The organism is Ensifer sp. 22460 (assembly GCF_052044935.1).
Taxonomy (GTDB): domain Bacteria; phylum Pseudomonadota; class Alphaproteobacteria; order Rhizobiales; family Rhizobiaceae; genus Ensifer.
The window spans coordinates 38867-55578 of sequence record NZ_JBQENZ010000016.1 but is presented as its reverse complement, the minus strand read 5'-3'; the positions used below and the strand labels follow the sequence as shown (position 1 = coordinate 55578).

Here is a 16712-nt window from a genome sequence, read left to right as displayed (position 1 = left end):
TAGTTTTAAGAAGTTAGGCGTGACGCTGCTCACCCTTCAGGAAGAAAATCACAGCATTCATGCCGATGGCTACGACTATAGCCGTTTCTGCAAAACTGTTTTGCGAATTGTAACGCGTCGTTTACCGGCAATGCGGGAGGCGCATGCCGCCGGCGACAGGCTCTTCGTTGGGCAAGAAGCTGCCAGCCGTCGATAGCAAGACGGGCAAGATCCGCGAGGCGAGCTGTTCCGTCGCGAGCTCGGTGCGTTAACCTAAACCTTCGCCGAGGAGACCTAGACGAGACCCTGTCGCCTTTGAGGTCACACCACTTGATGGCCCTGCATCACACAAACTTATTTGCCGAACGGATAGAGGTGCTGCCATGATATCGAAAGCGAGGAGAAGGTTGCGCTTCAAAGACAGCCAATCTGTCCTTTTCGCGAGTTACGCAGTTTTCCAAACTACGAGATAACGTCACTCGACGCCTTCGCAAACGGTCCCAGAAGTCGCCAATATCCTCCGCAGTAAGCCTTTTGCGAACACAATATCCGCAATCAAAAGGGGAACATTATGGATATTACTAGACGAGTCTATCTTGCCGGCAGTCTTGCGCTCGGATTTACAGCCTATGCTGGACTCGGCCACGCGCAGGATCGTAGGGCGACATTGCGCCATGTGATGGGAGGCGGGGTGAATTCTCTCGATTCAAGCCTTCTAGGGGCTTCGCGCGAGAGCTATTGCGTGACCATGAGCGTATATGACAGGCTGATCAGCTTTGGCCGCAAGATGGTTGATGGTCAATGGACATTCGACCAGAGCGTTATCGTTCCTGAGCTCGCAGAACGCGTGGAGAAGAGCGCCGACGGGTTGAAGCTCACGTTCCATCTGAGGCCCGACGCGACTTGGCACGACGGTTCGCCTGTGACCGCCGAGGATGTCAAATGGTCACTTGATCGCATGGTTTCGGCCAAAACTAATGCGCCAGCCCAGCTCCAAAGCGGCAGTATGACGAAGACGGATCAGTTCGTCATTGCCGGACCTCACATAGTCGAAATCAATCTGCCTGACGCTAACCGTCTGGCGCTTCCGAACCTCGGTCTGCCGTTCTGCGCGATCTTCAATTCCAAGCTGGCGAAGCAGCATGCAACAGCGGAAGACCCGTGGGCGCTGGAATGGTTGAAAAACAACACCGCAGGATCGGGCGCTTATATGATAGAATCATATAAGCCGGGGGAGCAGGTTGTACTACGCCGGAACGACAACTGGAAGGGCGGTCGCGACGGGAATATCGCACATTTTGAGCGGATTGTCGTCCAGACCGTGCCAGAACCCGCGACGCGCGCTAATCTTGTGGAACGGGGCGACGCAGACCTCGCGTTGGATGTCCAGGCCAGTGACATCAACTCGCTCAAGGAGCGGGGCGTAGCCAAGGTGGTGCCAATCTCCCCGACCAATGGGTTCACCCACATTTCTTTCAACACCAAACTAGCGCCCTTCGACAACCCTAAGGTCCGTCAGGCTGTCGCAGCCGCCCTACCTTATGAGGAAATATTTCAAGCCGCCCTATTCGGGCGTGGGAAAAAGCTGTTCGGCGCCCAATGGACGGATGAACCGCCAACCCCTGATTTTCCACAGCCGCTTCCCAATCACACAGATCTCGACCGTGCGAAGGCGCTGATGATTGAGGCGGGTCATCCCGATGGCTTTGATACCACGTTTACATTCGCAATTGGTTATGCGGCCGTCGGCGAACCTATCGCAGCTCTCATCAAGGAGTCCCTCGCCAACATAGGCATTCGTGTTACTATCCAGAAAGTCCCGGACGCACAGCTCTTCACGATGCAGGCGGAAAAGAAAGGCCTGCCATTCTATATCGAAAGCGGTAGCGCTTGGCTGCCCGAAACATTCTACTTCTTCTGGGTATACTTCACGCGCGATCAACGCTGGAATTTAGCTAACTGGACAAATGAGAGGATTGTCGAGTTGGTAAACTTGGCGAGAACTGAAGCTGATCAAGCCAAGTACGACGCGTACTGCAAGGAGATGATTGCCATTCTGGCTGAAGAAAATCCGTCAGTCCTGGCCTATCAGGCAAACATCGATGTAGTCATGGCACCCTCGATTGAAGGTTATACCTATCACTACTATCGCCAGGCCGACTATCGGGATCTGGTTCGAGCATGAATATCTTGGTGTCAATCGGGCGCCGCTTTAGGCGGCGCATCGTGTCCTCGATTCCGGCTATTCTCGGCGTCGTTATCGTCACGTTCATCCTCATGCGCATCCTCCCTGGTGACCCTGCGGTCTTCTTCACATCTTCATCGGTCACAGCCGGTCAGGAAGAGATTACGGAAATGCGTGAGAAAATGGGGCTCGACAAGCCCTTTCCCGTTCAACTGGCAATCTATCTGCGAGATGTCGCGCGGGGAGATCTCGGAAACTCTTTGATGACTGGTCAACCAGTGCTAAAGGATATGCTGCAACGGCTTCCGGCTTCGCTTGAGCTGACATTAGTCGCATTGTTCATCGCGCTTGCCGTCTCGATTCCGCTGGGGGTGCTCTCGTCGCTTAAGCCTGGGTCGCTTATCGACCATGCAATCAGGTTATTCTGCACGGTTGGCGTCTGCATGCCCACCTTCGTATCAGGCTTGATGCTGATTTACCTCTTCTATTACCTGCTTGGCATCGCTCCCGATCCAACGGGGCGGATCGACATCTTCGTTGCAACGCCACCGGACATTACCGGATTTCTTCTCATTGACTTCGCGCTTGTCGGCGATTGGGCGGGATGGCGCTCGGCATTGGCCAACATCATCCTGCCGGCGTGCACCATGGCCCTATTTGTATTGGCGCCACTAGCCAGGATGACCCGGGCGTCGATGCTTGGAGTTCTAGGGAGCGAGTACATTCGAACCGCAAAGTCGGTCGGGTTACGCAATTCACGCGTTGTTGTAACTTATGCACTGCGTAACGCGCTTCTTCCGGTGCTCACCATCGCAGGGGTCGTCTTCTCTACGATGCTGGGGGCAAATGTTCTGGTCGAGAAGGTATTTTCCTGGCCAGGTGTCGCTTCTTACACACTCGATGCATTGGTGTCATCCGATTACGCCCCAGTTCAAGGCTTCGTCCTGCTGATGGCCGGCATCTTCGTGTTGGTGAATCTCGTAATCGACATTCTTTATGGCATTGCCGATCCAAGGGTCAGTATCGAATGAACAGCACATTCTCCCACGTCGTCTGGGTCATGCGCGGCAATCTCATCACATCCATCGCAATGGCTGGAATCGTTTGCCTAGTCGTGATTGCCATGCTCGCTCCGTGGATCACACCCTACGACGCCTTAGCGACGGACGTCGCAAACGCGTTGCAACCGCCCAGCGCGCAACATCTTTTTGGTACCGATCAGCTTGGTCGTGATATCCTTTCGCGGCTTATCGTTGCAACTCGGCTAGATCTCGCGATTGCAGCCTCGGCGGTGGTCGTTTCGTTTATAAGCGGCTCCCTGGTCGGGGCTTTTTGCGGATATATGGGCGGCTGGCTGGACCGTTGGGTTGGACGCCTTGTCGACGTGCTCATGGCGTTCCCGCTTTTCGTTCTGGCGATGGCGCTTGTGGCCGTGCTGGGCAATTCCGTCCAAAACATTATCATCGCTACGGCGGTGATTAATCTGCCCATATATATCCGTTTCGCGCGAGCCGAAGTGAATGTCCGGCGCAATGCGGGTTGGGTGGAGGCGGCCCGTGCCGGGGGCCACAATGATGTCTCGGTCGTGATTAAGTACCTGCTGCCTAACATCATGCCTGCCATGGCCGTGCAGATTTCTCTCAATCTCGGCTGGGCGATTATCAACGCCGCTGGTCTCTCCTTCTTGGGACTGGGCGTGGTCGCGCCGACACCGGAGTGGGGCATCATGGTCGCTGAAGGCGCCCGCTTTATCACCGCGGGACAATGGTGGCTGGTGGCCTTTCCCGGTCTTGCCCTGATGCTCACCGTTCTTTGCTTCAACCTCATGGGGGATGGCCTGCGCGACATTCTCGATCCCAGGATGCGTACATGACCCAGCTATTGAGTATAGAGGATCTACGTGTTGTCTTTTCTACACGCAACGGACCGGTAGAGGCGCTACGCGGCATATCCTTCGGATTGGAAGACGGCGAAACTCTTGGCGTGGTCGGCGAGTCCGGCTCAGGCAAGTCGGTGACAGCCTACGCGATTACCCGGCTGCTAGCAAAGTCGGCAAACATCGTTAATGGCCGCGTCCTTTACAAAGGGATTGACGTCACACGCTTGCCCGAGTCCGAATTACGGACCATGCGCGGCGCCGCAATGTCGATGATCTTTCAAAACCCTCGTTCGGCACTGAATCCAATACGGACTGTTGGGCTGCAGATCGCTGACGCACTGCGGGCACACAATAACATGACTGCCCGGGAGGCGCGCGCCGAGGCACTCGAACTCCTGAAGGCGGTGATGATACGGGATCCGGAACTGAGGCTCGAAGCCTATCCCCACGAGCTCTCCGGAGGCATGTGCCAGCGCGTCATGATTGCTATCGCGATCGCGTGCCGCCCCGATCTGCTCATCGCGGACGAACCCACAACCGGGCTCGACGTGACGACGCAAAAGACCGTCATGGACCTGCTCGCCAGCATCACAGCGGATCGCAACATGTCGACGATACTGATCACGCACGACCTTGGTCTTGCTGCACAGTATTGCGACAATATCGTCGTCATGGAGAGAGGGAACATCGTCGAACGAGGTCCGACGCAATCCATCTTCCTGACGCCGCAGCATCCCTACACGAAAAAACTGGTCAACGCATCGCCAACGCCGACTTCGACGATCGAGGATATGGCGCGCGTGTCGGAGTCTCATGAGCCGGCGGGCGCTGTTCTGCCACCCTCCGTCCCGGATTCTAGTGCGCCACCGCTTCTGCAAGTTCGCAATCTCCTCAAGCGGTTCGGCAATGTCACGGCTGTAGACAATGTCTCATTTGATATTCCCGCCGGCGGCAGCATGGGTTTGGTAGGCGAGTCAGGCAGTGGTAAAAGCACGATTTCTCGCATCATCTGCCGCCTCATCTCCCATTCGGAAGGCACGATCCTCTTCGATGGCAAAGACATTGGCGCGATTTCCACGCGCGTTTTTCACCGCGCACCACAGCGAAGGGACATCCAGATCGTCTTTCAAGACCCGGACGACAGTTTGAACCCGCGTTTTTCAGTGTTCGACAGCATCGCCGACCCCCTTTGCCGCCTTGAGGGATTGCGCAGCGGGCCGGAGCTTCGAGAGAGAGTCCGCGAGACTGCAGCCCGTGCTGGCCTTGCGGAGAACCTCCTTGGTCGCTTTCCGCACCAGCTGTCGGGCGGCCAGAAGGCACGCGTTGGCATAGCGCGCGCAATCGCTGTGAGACCACGCCTTTTAGTTCTCGATGAGCCTACGGCGGCGTTGGATGTTTCGGTGCAGGCAATCATCTTGAGCTTGCTCGACCGCCTGCGGCGCGAAGACGGTATGGCCTTCCTGTTCGTGAGCCACGACCTGAATGTGGTTCGCATGATGTGTGAAAATGTTGTCGTAATGCGGCTGGGCAAGGTCGAGGAGATCGGTGGGAGTTCGCTATTCACGGATCCTCGGTCGCAATATACGCGCGAGTTGCTTCACGCCATTCCCCATTTCAATCCAACAGAGCATGCGTCTCGAAATTGCGCGGTGCCCGAGACGGCTATTGCCTCAGGTGTGTCCAAATGAAGTCGATCATGAATTCCGATCAGATGTTCGAGCAGGAAAAAGGTCCGATGGACGGGTTGACGATTGTTGATCTGACCCAGATCTACAATGGTCCATATGCCACTTTTCTTGCTGCCATGGCTGGCGCACGTGTGATCAAAGTCGAACCGCGCGACGGCGAACACCTACGCAAGCGGAGCGCACAGAGCGGTGCAGCCCTGCCATTTGCCCTGCTTAATGCCAATAAGGATTCCATCACACTCGACTTGAAGACGCAAGACGGACACCGCATACTTCTGGAACTGATCGACCGGGCCGATGTGCTTGTCGAGAACTTTGCTCCCGGCGTCATGGACCGACTGCGTCTGGGCGTGGACACTGTGCGAAAGCGAAATCCGCGCATTATCTACGCCTCGGGCTCAGGTTATGGAAAATCTGGGCCGTACACTTCCTATCCGGCGATGGATTTGACCGTGCAGGCAATGTCCGGGGTTATGAGCATCACCGGTTATGCGGACGGCCCCCCAATGAAAGTCGGCCCCGCGATCTGCGACTTTTTCGGCGGCATCCACCTTTACGGCGCAATCGCAACGGCCCTTCTCGGGCGCGAGCGTACGGGCGTGGGCCGTGTAGTTGAGGTATCGATGCTCGAGGCTGTGTATCACTCCCTCAGTTCATCGCTGGGATTGTTATATGGCGGGGCGCGGCAAACACTACGCACCGGCAACCGGCACGGCGGAATGTCGCTAGCTCCCTATAATGTATACCCGACCTCGGACGGCCACATCGCGATCATTTGCAATAATGATGGTCACTGGATGGCGCTGGTTGAGACAATGGGCGCATCGGCGTTAGCTCAGGATGTGCGCTTTGCCACAATGCCCGACCGTGTGCGTAACATGGACGAGTTGGATGATTTGGTTGGCGCTTGGTCGTGCCAACATCCGAAGGCCGTGCTGTTCGACCGCCTAATTGCCGCCCGCGTGCCGTGTGCGCCAATCCGCACGCTTGACGAAGTTACGCATGATCCGCATCTCTTCGAGCGAGGCATGCTGACAGGTATGCAGCACCCGGAATTTGGCGCTATCACCATGGCACACAGTCCGCTGCGTTATCCCGATACGCCGATGACACCACTGCGGCCTAGCCCGCAGCTGGGCGCTCATACGGATTACATTCTTGGTGCCGACCTTGGCTATGACGAGCACGAGATCGAGGCCTTCCGAGCAAACGGGGTAACCTGAGGAAACTCTATGCGCAAACCTTTAGTCCAGGGCACATCGAAACACTATACCGCCGCGCATTGGGGCATCTACGAGGTCGAGACGGATGGAGACGGCACACCCGTTTTAAAATCTTGGCATAAGGACGATTGGCCACCGGAAATAGGCTTTAATCGCATCGATGCCGACCTCAATCGTATGCGGGTCGAACGACCGGCGGTTCGACGCGGATGGCTTGATAATGGGCCCGGCCCGGCTCTGGGCCATCGCGGATCGGATAGTTTCGTTGAGGTTGACTGGAATACTGCGCTGGATCTTGTCGCGCGAGAAGTGGAGCGTGTGCGCTCAAAACACGGTAATAATGCAATCTTCGGCGGTTCGTACGGGTGGGCTAGCGCTGGCCGGTTCCATCATTCGCAAAGCCAGGTTCACCGGTTTCTGAACCTGGCCGGTGGTTATGTGGCGCATTCCGACACCTACAGCCTTGGAGCGGGACGGGTTTTGATGCCACATGTTGTTGCTCCCATGGACGCGCTGATGGCCGAGCACACCTCGTGGCAGAACCTTACGGAGAACACAGAACTTTTCGTCGCATTCGGTGGCGTTCCTTCTAAAAACGCGCAGATCTCGTCGGGCGGAGCCAGCGAGCATCGGACCGATGCGGGACTGAGGGCTATGGGCGCTCTAGGAACTAGGTTTGTCAACATCGGGCCGGTGAATGACAATCTCGATGTCGGCGCTGAACATCGTTGGATAAAGCTACGTCCTAACACGGACACCGCGTTCATGCTCGCGCTTGCGCATGTGCTCTTTACTGAAGACCTCTGGAACGAAGACTTTGTCTTGCGCTACTGCACGGGGTTCGATCGGTTCGTTCCTTATCTTCTAGGCAAGACTGACGGCGCGCCAAAAACGCCGGACTGGGCCGCGCCAATCACCGGCGTCCCTCAAGATGAAATTGTCCGACTGGCACGTGACATGGCCACGCACCGTACGATGCTAAACGCCGCGTGGGCGCTGCAACGGGCCGCGCATGGCGAGCAGCCTTTCTGGATGTTGGTAACCTTGGCCGCGATGCTGGGCCAGATTGGTTTGCCTGGCGGTGGATTCGCTGTGGGTTATGGAACTACCAACGCCATCGGGAGCCCCCACCCACTTCTGCCTGGCCCGACCTTTCCCCAGGGTAGCAATCCGGTAGCGGAGTTTATACCCTGCGCTCGCATCACGGATATGCTGCTCAATCCGGGAGGCTCGTTTGTATACAATGGGCAGACGCACACTTATCCCGATATTCGTCTTATCTTGTGGGCAGGTGGTAACCCCTTCCATCACCATCAGGATCTGGCCCGGCTTTCATCGGCCTGGCAACTCCCGGACACGATTATTGCGAATGAACAGTTCTGGACCGCGAACGCGAAGATGGCGGACATAGTTCTGCCTGCGACCCTCTCTGTAGAGCGAAACGATATCGGTCACGCCAAACGCGAAGGCGTGCTGGTCGCAATGAAACAGATCACAACACCTTTTGGCGAGGCGCGCAGTGACTTTGACATTTTCCGCGGCATCGCACAGCGGCTCGGTCTCGAGCAAGTGTTTGCCGAAGGCCGCGATGAAATGGGCTGGCTGAAAAACATCTACGACGTATACCGCAGCCATCCGACCGTTGACTCCGCTCTGCCTACCTTCGAGGATTTCTGGGATAAGGGGTTGCTGGATTTCAGAGACACAGCGCAGCCTTCGGTGCTGTTGTCGCAGTTTAGGGCGGATCCAGACCGTCATCCGCTCGGCACGCCCTCAGGTCGCATCGAAATCTTTTCGGAAACGATTGACAGCTTCGGCTATTCTGATTGCCCGGGTCATCCAGTCTGGCTTGAACCGTTCGAATGGCTCGGGGGAGATATGGCGGCGAGGTGGCCCTTGCACCTGCTGTCGGATCAACCGAAATTTCGACTACATAGCCAATTGGACCATGGCACCAGCAGTCAGAAGGGCAAGCGCAACGGGCGCGAACAGGTGTATATGAGCGCCACCGATGCGGCACTACGGGGCATCCGCGACGGCGATCTGGTGGAAATCTACAACGATCGCGGACGCTGTCTTGCCACGGGAACTATCATCCCTGGCATCATGCCCGGCGTGATCCGTTTAGCAACTGGTGCATGGTATGATCCGGGCACAGATGCCGATGGCGCAATTGAACTCCACGGTAACCCAAACGCGCTGACACTCGACCGCGGTGCATCAAGCCTATCACAGGGCTGCTCCGCCCAGTCCTGTCTCGCCGACATTCGCCGATATTCAGGCAGTCCCCCGCCCATTACGGCCTTCGATCGGCCAATTCTAAAACGCGAGACCGACCTCTGAATCAATGGAACAGTTCGTGAGTCGGCTGACCGCTAGCGTGAGACTTAATGCTCTTTCTGCCGTAGAGAGACGCGGCTTCAATGCAACCCAGAAAAGCTTGGGGTCGAGTTGCTCCGCTTCGAGGTCTGCGGCGGATACCGTCATTCGCTCGCTGCGGGTAAGCCTTTCACGACAGGCGCATTTGTGTCGGGAACAGTGCAATACGCATTCGCCGTTAGAAGCTTGCGCACTACGTCGCCAAACAACGTCGCGGCCATGGACAACGGACGACCGCGAGACCATACGAGCCAGCGATCGCGTTCGATTGCAGGTTCGCATATCGGCGTCACCGCAAACTCGCCGTCCGGCATCCCACAGAAAGCACTGGCGGGAAGGATCGAAAACCAGCCCGGTTGGCGCAACATTCCAAAGATGCTGTTCGCCGCATCAACCTCGACCGCGGCCGTTAGTTCGATTCCGGCACGAGCGAAGTCATTCTCGAACCGCCGGCGCAGAACCGGACTCAGCACCATGCGATATTTGGCGATGGACGCAGCGGAAATGCTTTTCATCCGCTCCAGTCCACTTCCCGGCGCGCCCACGAACAAGAGCCGCTCTGACCCTAGATAATCATGTGGAAGCCGCTCATGCTTCTTGATCTCGCTTACGATGGCAATGTCCAATAGTCCCTGCGACACACGGTCGAGAAGCTCTTCGTTGAAGCTGTGGCGACTGGTAATCTTGCAGCCAGGAAATGCCTCCGCGACCGCGCTAAGTGCAACCGGAAGCAGGCTGTACTCCCCCGACGGTAACGACCCAACGGTAAGCGTAGTAGGGGTCTCGATGTCGCCGCACCGCAACACATCCGCTGCCGCAGCTACCTGATCCAAAATATGGACGCAGATCTCGTACAGTCCGCGTGCCTTTTGGCTAACGACAACACCACGCGCGGTCCGGTCGAATAGGACGACTCCGAATTCATCCTCGAACTTGCGCAGGGACATGCTGACGGCAGGCTGCACAACATTCAGGCGCCTTGCTGCGCCCGTCACGCTGCCTTCCTCAACGAGCGCCACGAAACATTTGATCTGTCTTAGGTCCAAGGGTGTTCCTTTCGTTCGTCGAAACGACATCGACACACCGCTACAGTGCATAGTCAACAGTAGCAGGATATCGGAACAATAACCAGAAACGTTACGACGTGCCCGGTGCACGTCTAGACTCAAGAACTTCGTTTGGAAGCTCCAACCGCACTACTCCAAGGGCTCCGGTAAAACTGTGCGGGAAGCCAGCGCTCCCTCGAAAAAACAGCTTAGGTGGAAAGCGGACTGCATTGCCGGCTTTTCGGTACCGCTCGCGTGCATTCTGAGGCGATAAACGAATTGCCCTTCCTCCGGCTCAATAGCCCCGCTCCACATCAACCTGAAAGTCTGGCTTGTCGCCATTGGCGTAGGCGGTGAGCCCCCGTAAGACGCGCGCCGTAAAGGCGGCATTTGAGTCTCCTCCGGTCCACGCATTGTGGGGAGTGATCAAGATATTCGGATGGTTAAGCATTGGATGCCCGATGGGCAGCGGTTCGGGATCGGTGACATCCAGCGTCGCACACCGAATACATCCGGCATCGACTGCGGCGATCAGACCCTCTTGATCCAGCAAATCACCGCGAGAGATATTGATCAAATGTAGCCCGGTCCGAGCCGAAAGAAGCCGTGACCGGTTCAGCAAGTTGCGGCTTTCGGACGTTGATGGCAGGGCAAGTACGAGATGATCGGCCCAGCCGATAAGCTCCTCGATATCGGAGCAATAACGCGCGCCTGCGGGTGCCTCGGCGGGCGGCTCGCGCCGTAAGATGGAGACATCCATCTCGAAGGCTCTGGCTCGTTGGAGAATTTCCACGCCAATGGCCCCAAAACCTGCAATACCAAGCCGCTGTCCTGCCACTGCCCCCAGAGGCGCGCTAGTCCATATATTTCCGCGCACGGCCGTTAGTTCGAGGGGTTTCTGCGTCCGCAGAATTGCCGCCATTACATATTCTGCAACTAAGGAGGATGTCAGTCCGCGCCCCGTCGAGACAAGCCGCCCGGACAGGAGCCACCTCGGAAAAATATCCACCCCAGCAGATATTGTCTGGATCCAACCGAGGTCCGACAGCTCTGACGGCGCCTGTTCAGGCGCGTCACGCCAGCCCGGAAGCGTTCCAGTGATCAGAATATTCGCATCTTCACGTATAGCCCACGGTCGGTTGAGCGTTGAAACCGTTTCGACGATAGGCTTGCATGGATGCGCGGACAGGGCATTGCCCAGCGCTTCACCAAGGTGATTGACGACAACAAGGGGGGCAGACTGAACCACAATTCTTCCTTTCTCAGGACGACAAGCGACGGTCTAAATGCGGTCACCCGGCACTGCCGTCTGAGGCCAAATCCTCGGCACGAGCTCGAAGCACGAATTTCTGTATCTTGCCGGTTGAGGTCTTCGGCAGGTCCTGGAAGATAATCCTAGATGGGCATTTGAAACGGGCAAGTGTGCTTCGACAGTAGTCAAGCAGTTCCTCTTCGCTTGCTTCCACACCCCGACGCAGTTCGACAAATGCTGCGGGCCGCTCGCCCCATTTAGGATCAGGCATCGCGACAACGGCGCAATGCGATACTTTTGGATGACGGTACAGCACATCCTCGATCTCGATCGAAGAGATGTTTTCTCCTCCGGAAATTATGATGTCCTTCGAGCGGTCCTTGAGTTGAATGTAACCGTCGGCATGCAACACTCCGAGGTCGCCGGTGTGGAACCAGCCACCGGCAAACGCTTCCTCAGTCGCCTTCCTGTTCTTCAGATAGCCCTTCATTACGACGCTGCCCCGCATCATCACTTCACCAAGCGTCTCCCCGTCGGCGGGAACCGGCTCCATAGTCCTGGGGTCCAGGACCGCAACGTCCGACATCGAGAGGTAGCGAACACCTTGGCGTGCTTTGCGTGCGGCCTGATCAGCAGGCGGAAGTTCATCCCATTCGGCTTTCCATTCATTGACCACGGCCGGACCGTAGGTTTCCGTCAATCCGTAGAGATGCAGGACGCGAAACCCCGCTTCCTTCATCGCAGCCAGAACGGCCGCCGGGGGCGGCGCAGCGGCGGTAATGAAGAGGACTTCATGAGAAAAGCGGCGTTTGTGTTCGTCTAGAGAGTCTAGCAATGTCGACATGACGATAGGCGCGCCGCAAAGGTGGGTTACCCTATGTTCTACTATAAGATCGTAGATCGACTTAGACCGAACCCAGCGTAGGCAGACATGAGTACCTGCCTGGACGGACACAGTCCAAGAAAAGCTCCATCCGTTGCAGTGGAAGAGAGGCAATGTCCAAAGATAAACGGGATGCCCGCTCATTTCCCCATGGATTGTCTTGTTCAGCGCCATGAGGGCTGCCCCACGGTGATGGCAGACCACGCCCTTGGGGTTGCCGGTCGTGCCGGAGGTGTAGTTTAGCGAGATTGCGTCCCACTCGTCTTGGGGCGGTTGGGCAACGAATTCCGGATCACCCGCTTCAAGAAACTCGGCATAATCCAGTGACCCGATGCGCGGACCTTTCGGTTGAGGAGCATCTACGGGGAACTCGGGGTCGTCGTAGTCGATAACGATCGGAGGATTATCGAGCGTCGAGAGTGCTGCCGCGGCGAGCGCTGAAAATTCGCGATCCACAATCAGCACTTTGCTATCGGCATGATCAAGCTGAAACGCGATAGCCGGTCCGTCCAACCGATAGTTCAGCGAGTGCAGCACTGCGCCATTAGCCATGGCTACGCCATAGTGCGCTTCTATCATTGGCGGCGTGTTGGACAAAAGCACCGAGACGGTGTCGCCCCTTCCAATTCCAAGCTTGATGAGTGCCGACGCCAGCCGCCGGCAGTTCAGCCATAGTTCTTGGTAGCTGGTTCTGGTTGCTCCGTGAACCACCGCCAATTGATCGGGGTAGGTCAACGCGGCCCTCTCAAGATATGAGATAGGCGTCAACGGCTGGTGATTGGCCGGGCACCGGCCCAAACCATCCTCGTATTTTTCCATTCGCATATTCCTTCCCGCAGGTCATTCCGGCTGATTTTAGCCGCGCGCAGCTTTTTCGCCGACGGGTTGCGCCTGCTTTTTCCATTCTCCAAAACCCCCGCGTAGGCTGCGGGCATCAAGGCCCATCTGCATGGCAAGACGGGCAGCAAGCAGCGAGCGCCAGCCGGACGCGCAGTAGAATACGTAGGTTTTGCGTTGCGCGAACGCCAGTTTGTGGTAAGGGCTCTCTGGATCGATCCAGAATTCGAGCATCCCTCGGGGAGCGTGGAATGCACCTGGGATCATGCCATCGCGTTCTAATTCTCGCGGGTCGCGGATATCGACCATGACGATATCGTCAGAGCTAAAACGCCCCGCCATTTCTTCGACAGTTACCGACGCAACTTCGGCGTCAGCTTCGGCGAGCATCTGCTTGTAACCAATTGCCATACGTCCTCTCCGTTCATTTTGAACCAATTTGATGTGCCGCGGGGTCAATCCAATCGCTGCGATATACTGAATAGCGAGGCGGGCTCGAGCGAGTTGGCCCGACGTCGACGCCAAGGCCAGCCAATCGCAAGCGAGCATAGACGTTGTCGAATTGTCTGTCTTTCGATAAACAGACCACTGGCATCAACAATCAGACATTTTCTATCAGGGGGTATTCTCATGAAACGCGTTTGGCACACCGTCGATGTCCCGAAAATCCTTGCGTTGCCCCGCCCGGTCTTCTTGCGATCTCAGGCGCTTGCAGCCCGGCATGCCTTTCCCATGCATGTGCACTCGTGGAACCAGTTCGTTTATGCCACCGCAGGAACACTCTTAGTGACGCTTGATGACGCGCGCTATGTCATCACACCGGAGCAGGGGATTTGGATTCCGGCCGGCGTGCGCCACACTACAGCCGCTCTTGACGACGTAGAGTTCCGAAACCTCTATATTGGGGAGGCGCCCGACCTCGGCATGCCTGAGAAGTGCAGCGTTCTTTCCGTCTCCCCGCTTCTTCGCTTGCTGATCGTGGAAATCGCGGCAATCGCGCAGGATGCCGACGAGGCGCTTTACCGTGACAGACTCGATGCTGTCGTACTTTCTCAGATAACACGGCTTAGGCAGCTTGATTTCCACCTTCCTTGGCCTCGAAGCAGTCATTTACGTGACATCTGCGAAGTGCTCTATTTTTGCCCTGACAATCCGCGCCATATAGATGATTGGGCAGCCGATGCCGGACTGTCCTCGCGAACTCTCGCCCGCCATTTCAATGCCGAGGTTGGGATGAGTTTACATCTCTGGCGTCATCGAATGCGTCTGTTCCGAGCTGTAGAATGGTTAAGCGCGAAACGGCGGGTAACGGACATTGCGCTCGACCTAGGTTTCAGCTCCACCTCTGCATTTACCTACGCGTTTCGCAGGGAAATGGGATGCTCGCCCACGGGATGGCTTACCCAACACGGTGGGCGCACCGATAGCTTGTTCCTTTGTCGTGAGCTGTTGATTTCCACTAAGAGCTGATGGAGTGGATGCCCCTCCCGACGGCATCGCAATGTGCCAGAGTGATGTTCGTCAGAACGTCAATTGGAGGAGAGAGCATCCATGAAGGAAGTCGGCGTGTGCCCGTAGTGACGAAAGAGCATTATGACACCGAAGGAGCTCGCGCCGCTGTCAACGTGAACGTGCGCCGCGGTTTGGGCCCACTGCCCGAGCAGCCAACGATTGAGATCGGCCTGCCGAACGGCCGACGGCTGATGATCTCGGCGTCGCTTGATCCGACCATCCTTGCCCGGCTGTGGCCGGTCCTGGATGCGTCATGATCGCCTTTCCGGCTGGGGTGAAGGTATCGATCGCGGATGGTGTAACGGACATGCTCTGTGGTATGAACAGCCTGGCGCTGAAAGTGCAACACGATCTTGGCCGCGATCGTCATAGCGGCGAAATCTTCTGCTTTCGGGTCGCAAGGGTCATCTGATCAACGTTCTATGGCACGACGGGATCGGCATGTCACTTTACCTGAAGCGGCTTGAAGCCGGAAAGTTAATTGGCGTTGCCCTGTTCATTCGCGGGCATGGCGGCGTCAGCCTTACGGGTGCGGGCGACCGATTCATCGGCAGGGTGCACAAGGCGCTTAACCAGCTCATCGACACTTGCTTTCGAAAAAGCAAGCTTGACTGCTAGCCTAGATCCCAACGTCAGCTCAGGCTGGCATGGTGAGGAGCGCTCAGGACGACATGGCGCTTTGCTGCGTTCAGCCCGACTGCCAGGTCTGCGGCCCTGCCTAATCCTGCCGCATGAGTGGAAAGAATTTTCAAAGCCGTGGAAGTATCCTCGTCGGTAAGGAGGCTCTGCGGACGGAGAGGGCGGCTGCCGCGTCTAAATTCCGCCGGGCTACTACCAAATCGGGCCCGAAACTTGTTGTAGAAGACGGCGGGATTGCCGAAGCCGTTGCGCTCCATGATCGTTCTGATCGTATCGTCGGTGGTGCGCAGATCGCCCGCGCAGCTATCGAGCCGCAGGTTTTGCGAATAATCGCGATAACCGATGCCCAGATGCCGTTTGAACAGCCGTGAAAGATGGCTGACGGTCAAGCCTTCCGCCTCCGCGATCTCGTTGAGGTGCTGGCCCTCGTCCTGGCCGCCGAGCGAATCCATAATGCGCAAGATGCGATTGCGGCTGTCGGCGCGCATTTGGGCATTCGCGGTCTCGGCATCCTCAAAGGGTATCCAGCGGTAGACATAGCAAGCCAAGAGATTGGCGACGGTCTGGTGCGCCATTTCTTCCTCGGGCCGACCGGCCTGGTCGACAATAATGCGAGCGATCAGCGATTTGATCGGGGCGACCTTGTTCATGAAAGAGCGGCAATGCAGGAACGTGCGGCAGAGATACTGCCGGCTGGAAAACCCTGACAGTCCCATGCGCTCGAAATGGCTGCTGTCGAGATGCACGCCGCAGATCAATGCATCGCGGGAAATCGACGTGGAATTGTGGGGGACATCGCCGTTGATGATGATGAGGTCGTCCTTGTGCATCTCGCAGACCTGCCCGTTGACGATCAGACGGAAGCTCCCGCGCAGAACGAAAACTATCTCCATTTCCCGGTGCCAGTGGTATGGTACGTCGGCGTAGCCATGTACAAAGGCTCGGCAGTAGGATTGGCCGAATGGACCGTGATCTTCGAATCCACAACCGCTCCGCTCGCACCAGTGGTCCTGACTAAGATAGGCGACGTTCATGTGCTCCTCCCTACTTTCAAAAGCACTAAATATCAAAAACTGATCTATATCCAGAACAAGTTTCGCGGCTAGATGCATCGCGTTTCCTGTGACATCGTTAAGACATTCTTTGGCGCGGCGTGGGAGCCGCAAAGGCGAGGAGGCCTGCCGGAGTAGGCTGGCCTGTGCCCGCAAAA

At 56.8% G+C, this 16712-nt stretch carries 16 protein-coding genes; 11 read left to right on the top strand and 5 right to left on the bottom strand.

Annotated elements, in window-relative coordinates:
• Positions 1–19: 19 nt before the first annotated feature.
• The 7 genes from ACTJKM_RS20100 (at position 20) to ACTJKM_RS20070 (ending at position 9297) form a co-directional block, all read left to right on the top strand.
• Positions 20–196: a hypothetical protein gene (locus ACTJKM_RS20100; protein WP_440637048.1), complete on the top strand. Its 177-nt coding sequence runs from the start codon at positions 20–22 to the stop codon at positions 194–196.
• Between the two features lie 354 nt (positions 197–550).
• Positions 551–2164 carry an ABC transporter substrate-binding protein gene (locus ACTJKM_RS20095; RefSeq protein WP_440637046.1) on the top strand — a complete coding sequence of 538 codons (1614 nt, stop codon included), beginning with the start codon at positions 551–553 and terminating at the stop codon, positions 2162–2164.
• Positions 2161–3195 carry an ABC transporter permease gene (locus ACTJKM_RS20090; protein WP_440637044.1) on the top strand — a complete coding sequence of 345 codons (1035 nt, stop codon included), beginning with the start codon at positions 2161–2163 and terminating at the stop codon, positions 3193–3195. The genes ACTJKM_RS20095 and ACTJKM_RS20090 overlap by 4 nt, the downstream gene beginning before the upstream one ends.
• Positions 3192–4037: an ABC transporter permease gene (locus ACTJKM_RS20085; RefSeq protein WP_440637042.1), complete on the top strand. Its 846-nt coding sequence runs from the start codon at positions 3192–3194 to the stop codon at positions 4035–4037. Before ACTJKM_RS20090 ends, ACTJKM_RS20085 begins: the two co-directional genes overlap by 4 nt.
• Positions 4034–5731 (top strand): dipeptide ABC transporter ATP-binding protein, encoded by a 1698-nt coding sequence (locus ACTJKM_RS20080; protein WP_440637040.1) that lies wholly within the window; start codon positions 4034–4036, stop codon positions 5729–5731. Before ACTJKM_RS20085 ends, ACTJKM_RS20080 begins: the two co-directional genes overlap by 4 nt.
• A complete protein-coding gene (locus tag ACTJKM_RS20075) occupies positions 5728–6954 on the top strand; it encodes a CaiB/BaiF CoA transferase family protein (protein WP_440637038.1) in 1227 nt (408 codons plus the stop codon). Before ACTJKM_RS20080 ends, ACTJKM_RS20075 begins: the two co-directional genes overlap by 4 nt.
• 9 nt (positions 6955–6963) lie before the next feature.
• Positions 6964–9297, top strand: coding sequence for a molybdopterin-dependent oxidoreductase (locus tag ACTJKM_RS20070; protein WP_440637036.1), 2334 nt, complete (start codon positions 6964–6966; stop codon positions 9295–9297).
• A gap of 140 nt (positions 9298–9437) precedes the next feature.
• Here ACTJKM_RS20070 and ACTJKM_RS20065 read toward each other — a convergent pair whose 3' ends face one another.
• The 4 genes from ACTJKM_RS20065 to ACTJKM_RS20050 all read right to left on the bottom strand — a co-directional run bounded on the left by ACTJKM_RS20065 (position 9438) and on the right by ACTJKM_RS20050 (position 13762).
• A complete protein-coding gene (locus ACTJKM_RS20065; RefSeq protein WP_440637034.1) occupies positions 9438–10379 on the bottom strand; it encodes a LysR family transcriptional regulator in 942 nt (313 codons plus the stop codon).
• 295 nt (positions 10380–10674) lie between these two features.
• On the bottom strand, positions 10675–11628 hold the full coding sequence (locus ACTJKM_RS20060) for an NAD(P)-dependent oxidoreductase (RefSeq protein WP_440637032.1): 954 nt from the start codon (positions 11626–11628) through the stop codon (positions 10675–10677).
• Between the two features lie 43 nt (positions 11629–11671).
• Positions 11672–13333 (bottom strand): acyl-CoA synthetase, encoded by a 1662-nt coding sequence (locus tag ACTJKM_RS20055; protein ID WP_440637030.1) that lies wholly within the window; start codon positions 13331–13333, stop codon positions 11672–11674.
• 36 nt (positions 13334–13369) lie between these two features.
• Positions 13370–13762, bottom strand: a complete 393-nt coding sequence (locus ACTJKM_RS20050) for a rhodanese-like domain-containing protein (protein ID WP_440637028.1) — start codon at positions 13760–13762, stop codon at positions 13370–13372.
• A gap of 219 nt (positions 13763–13981) precedes the next feature.
• Between ACTJKM_RS20050 and ACTJKM_RS20045 the strand changes: the two genes are divergently transcribed.
• The 4 genes from ACTJKM_RS20045 to ACTJKM_RS20030 all read left to right on the top strand — a co-directional run bounded on the left by ACTJKM_RS20045 (position 13982) and on the right by ACTJKM_RS20030 (position 15481).
• Positions 13982–14821, top strand: coding sequence for an AraC family transcriptional regulator (locus ACTJKM_RS20045; protein ID WP_440637026.1), 840 nt, complete (start codon positions 13982–13984; stop codon positions 14819–14821).
• A 98-nt stretch (positions 14822–14919) separates the two neighbouring features.
• Positions 14920–15120 carry a hypothetical protein gene (locus ACTJKM_RS20040; RefSeq protein ID WP_440637024.1) on the top strand — a complete coding sequence of 67 codons (201 nt, stop codon included), beginning with the start codon at positions 14920–14922 and terminating at the stop codon, positions 15118–15120.
• On the top strand, positions 15117–15275 hold the full coding sequence (tnpB, locus tag ACTJKM_RS20035; protein WP_440637022.1) for an IS66 family insertion sequence element accessory protein TnpB: 159 nt from the start codon (positions 15117–15119) through the stop codon (positions 15273–15275). The genes ACTJKM_RS20040 and tnpB overlap by 4 nt, the downstream gene beginning before the upstream one ends.
• A gap of 29 nt (positions 15276–15304) precedes the next feature.
• Positions 15305–15481, top strand: coding sequence for a hypothetical protein (locus ACTJKM_RS20030; protein ID WP_440637019.1), 177 nt, complete (start codon positions 15305–15307; stop codon positions 15479–15481).
• 14 nt (positions 15482–15495) lie between these two features.
• Here ACTJKM_RS20030 and ACTJKM_RS20025 read toward each other — a convergent pair whose 3' ends face one another.
• The gene (locus ACTJKM_RS20025) at positions 15496–16536 is read right to left on the bottom strand and encodes an AraC family transcriptional regulator (RefSeq protein ID WP_440637017.1); all 1041 of its coding nucleotides are present in this window, start codon (positions 16534–16536) and stop codon (positions 15496–15498) included.
• Between the last annotated feature and the right edge of the window lie 176 nt (positions 16537–16712).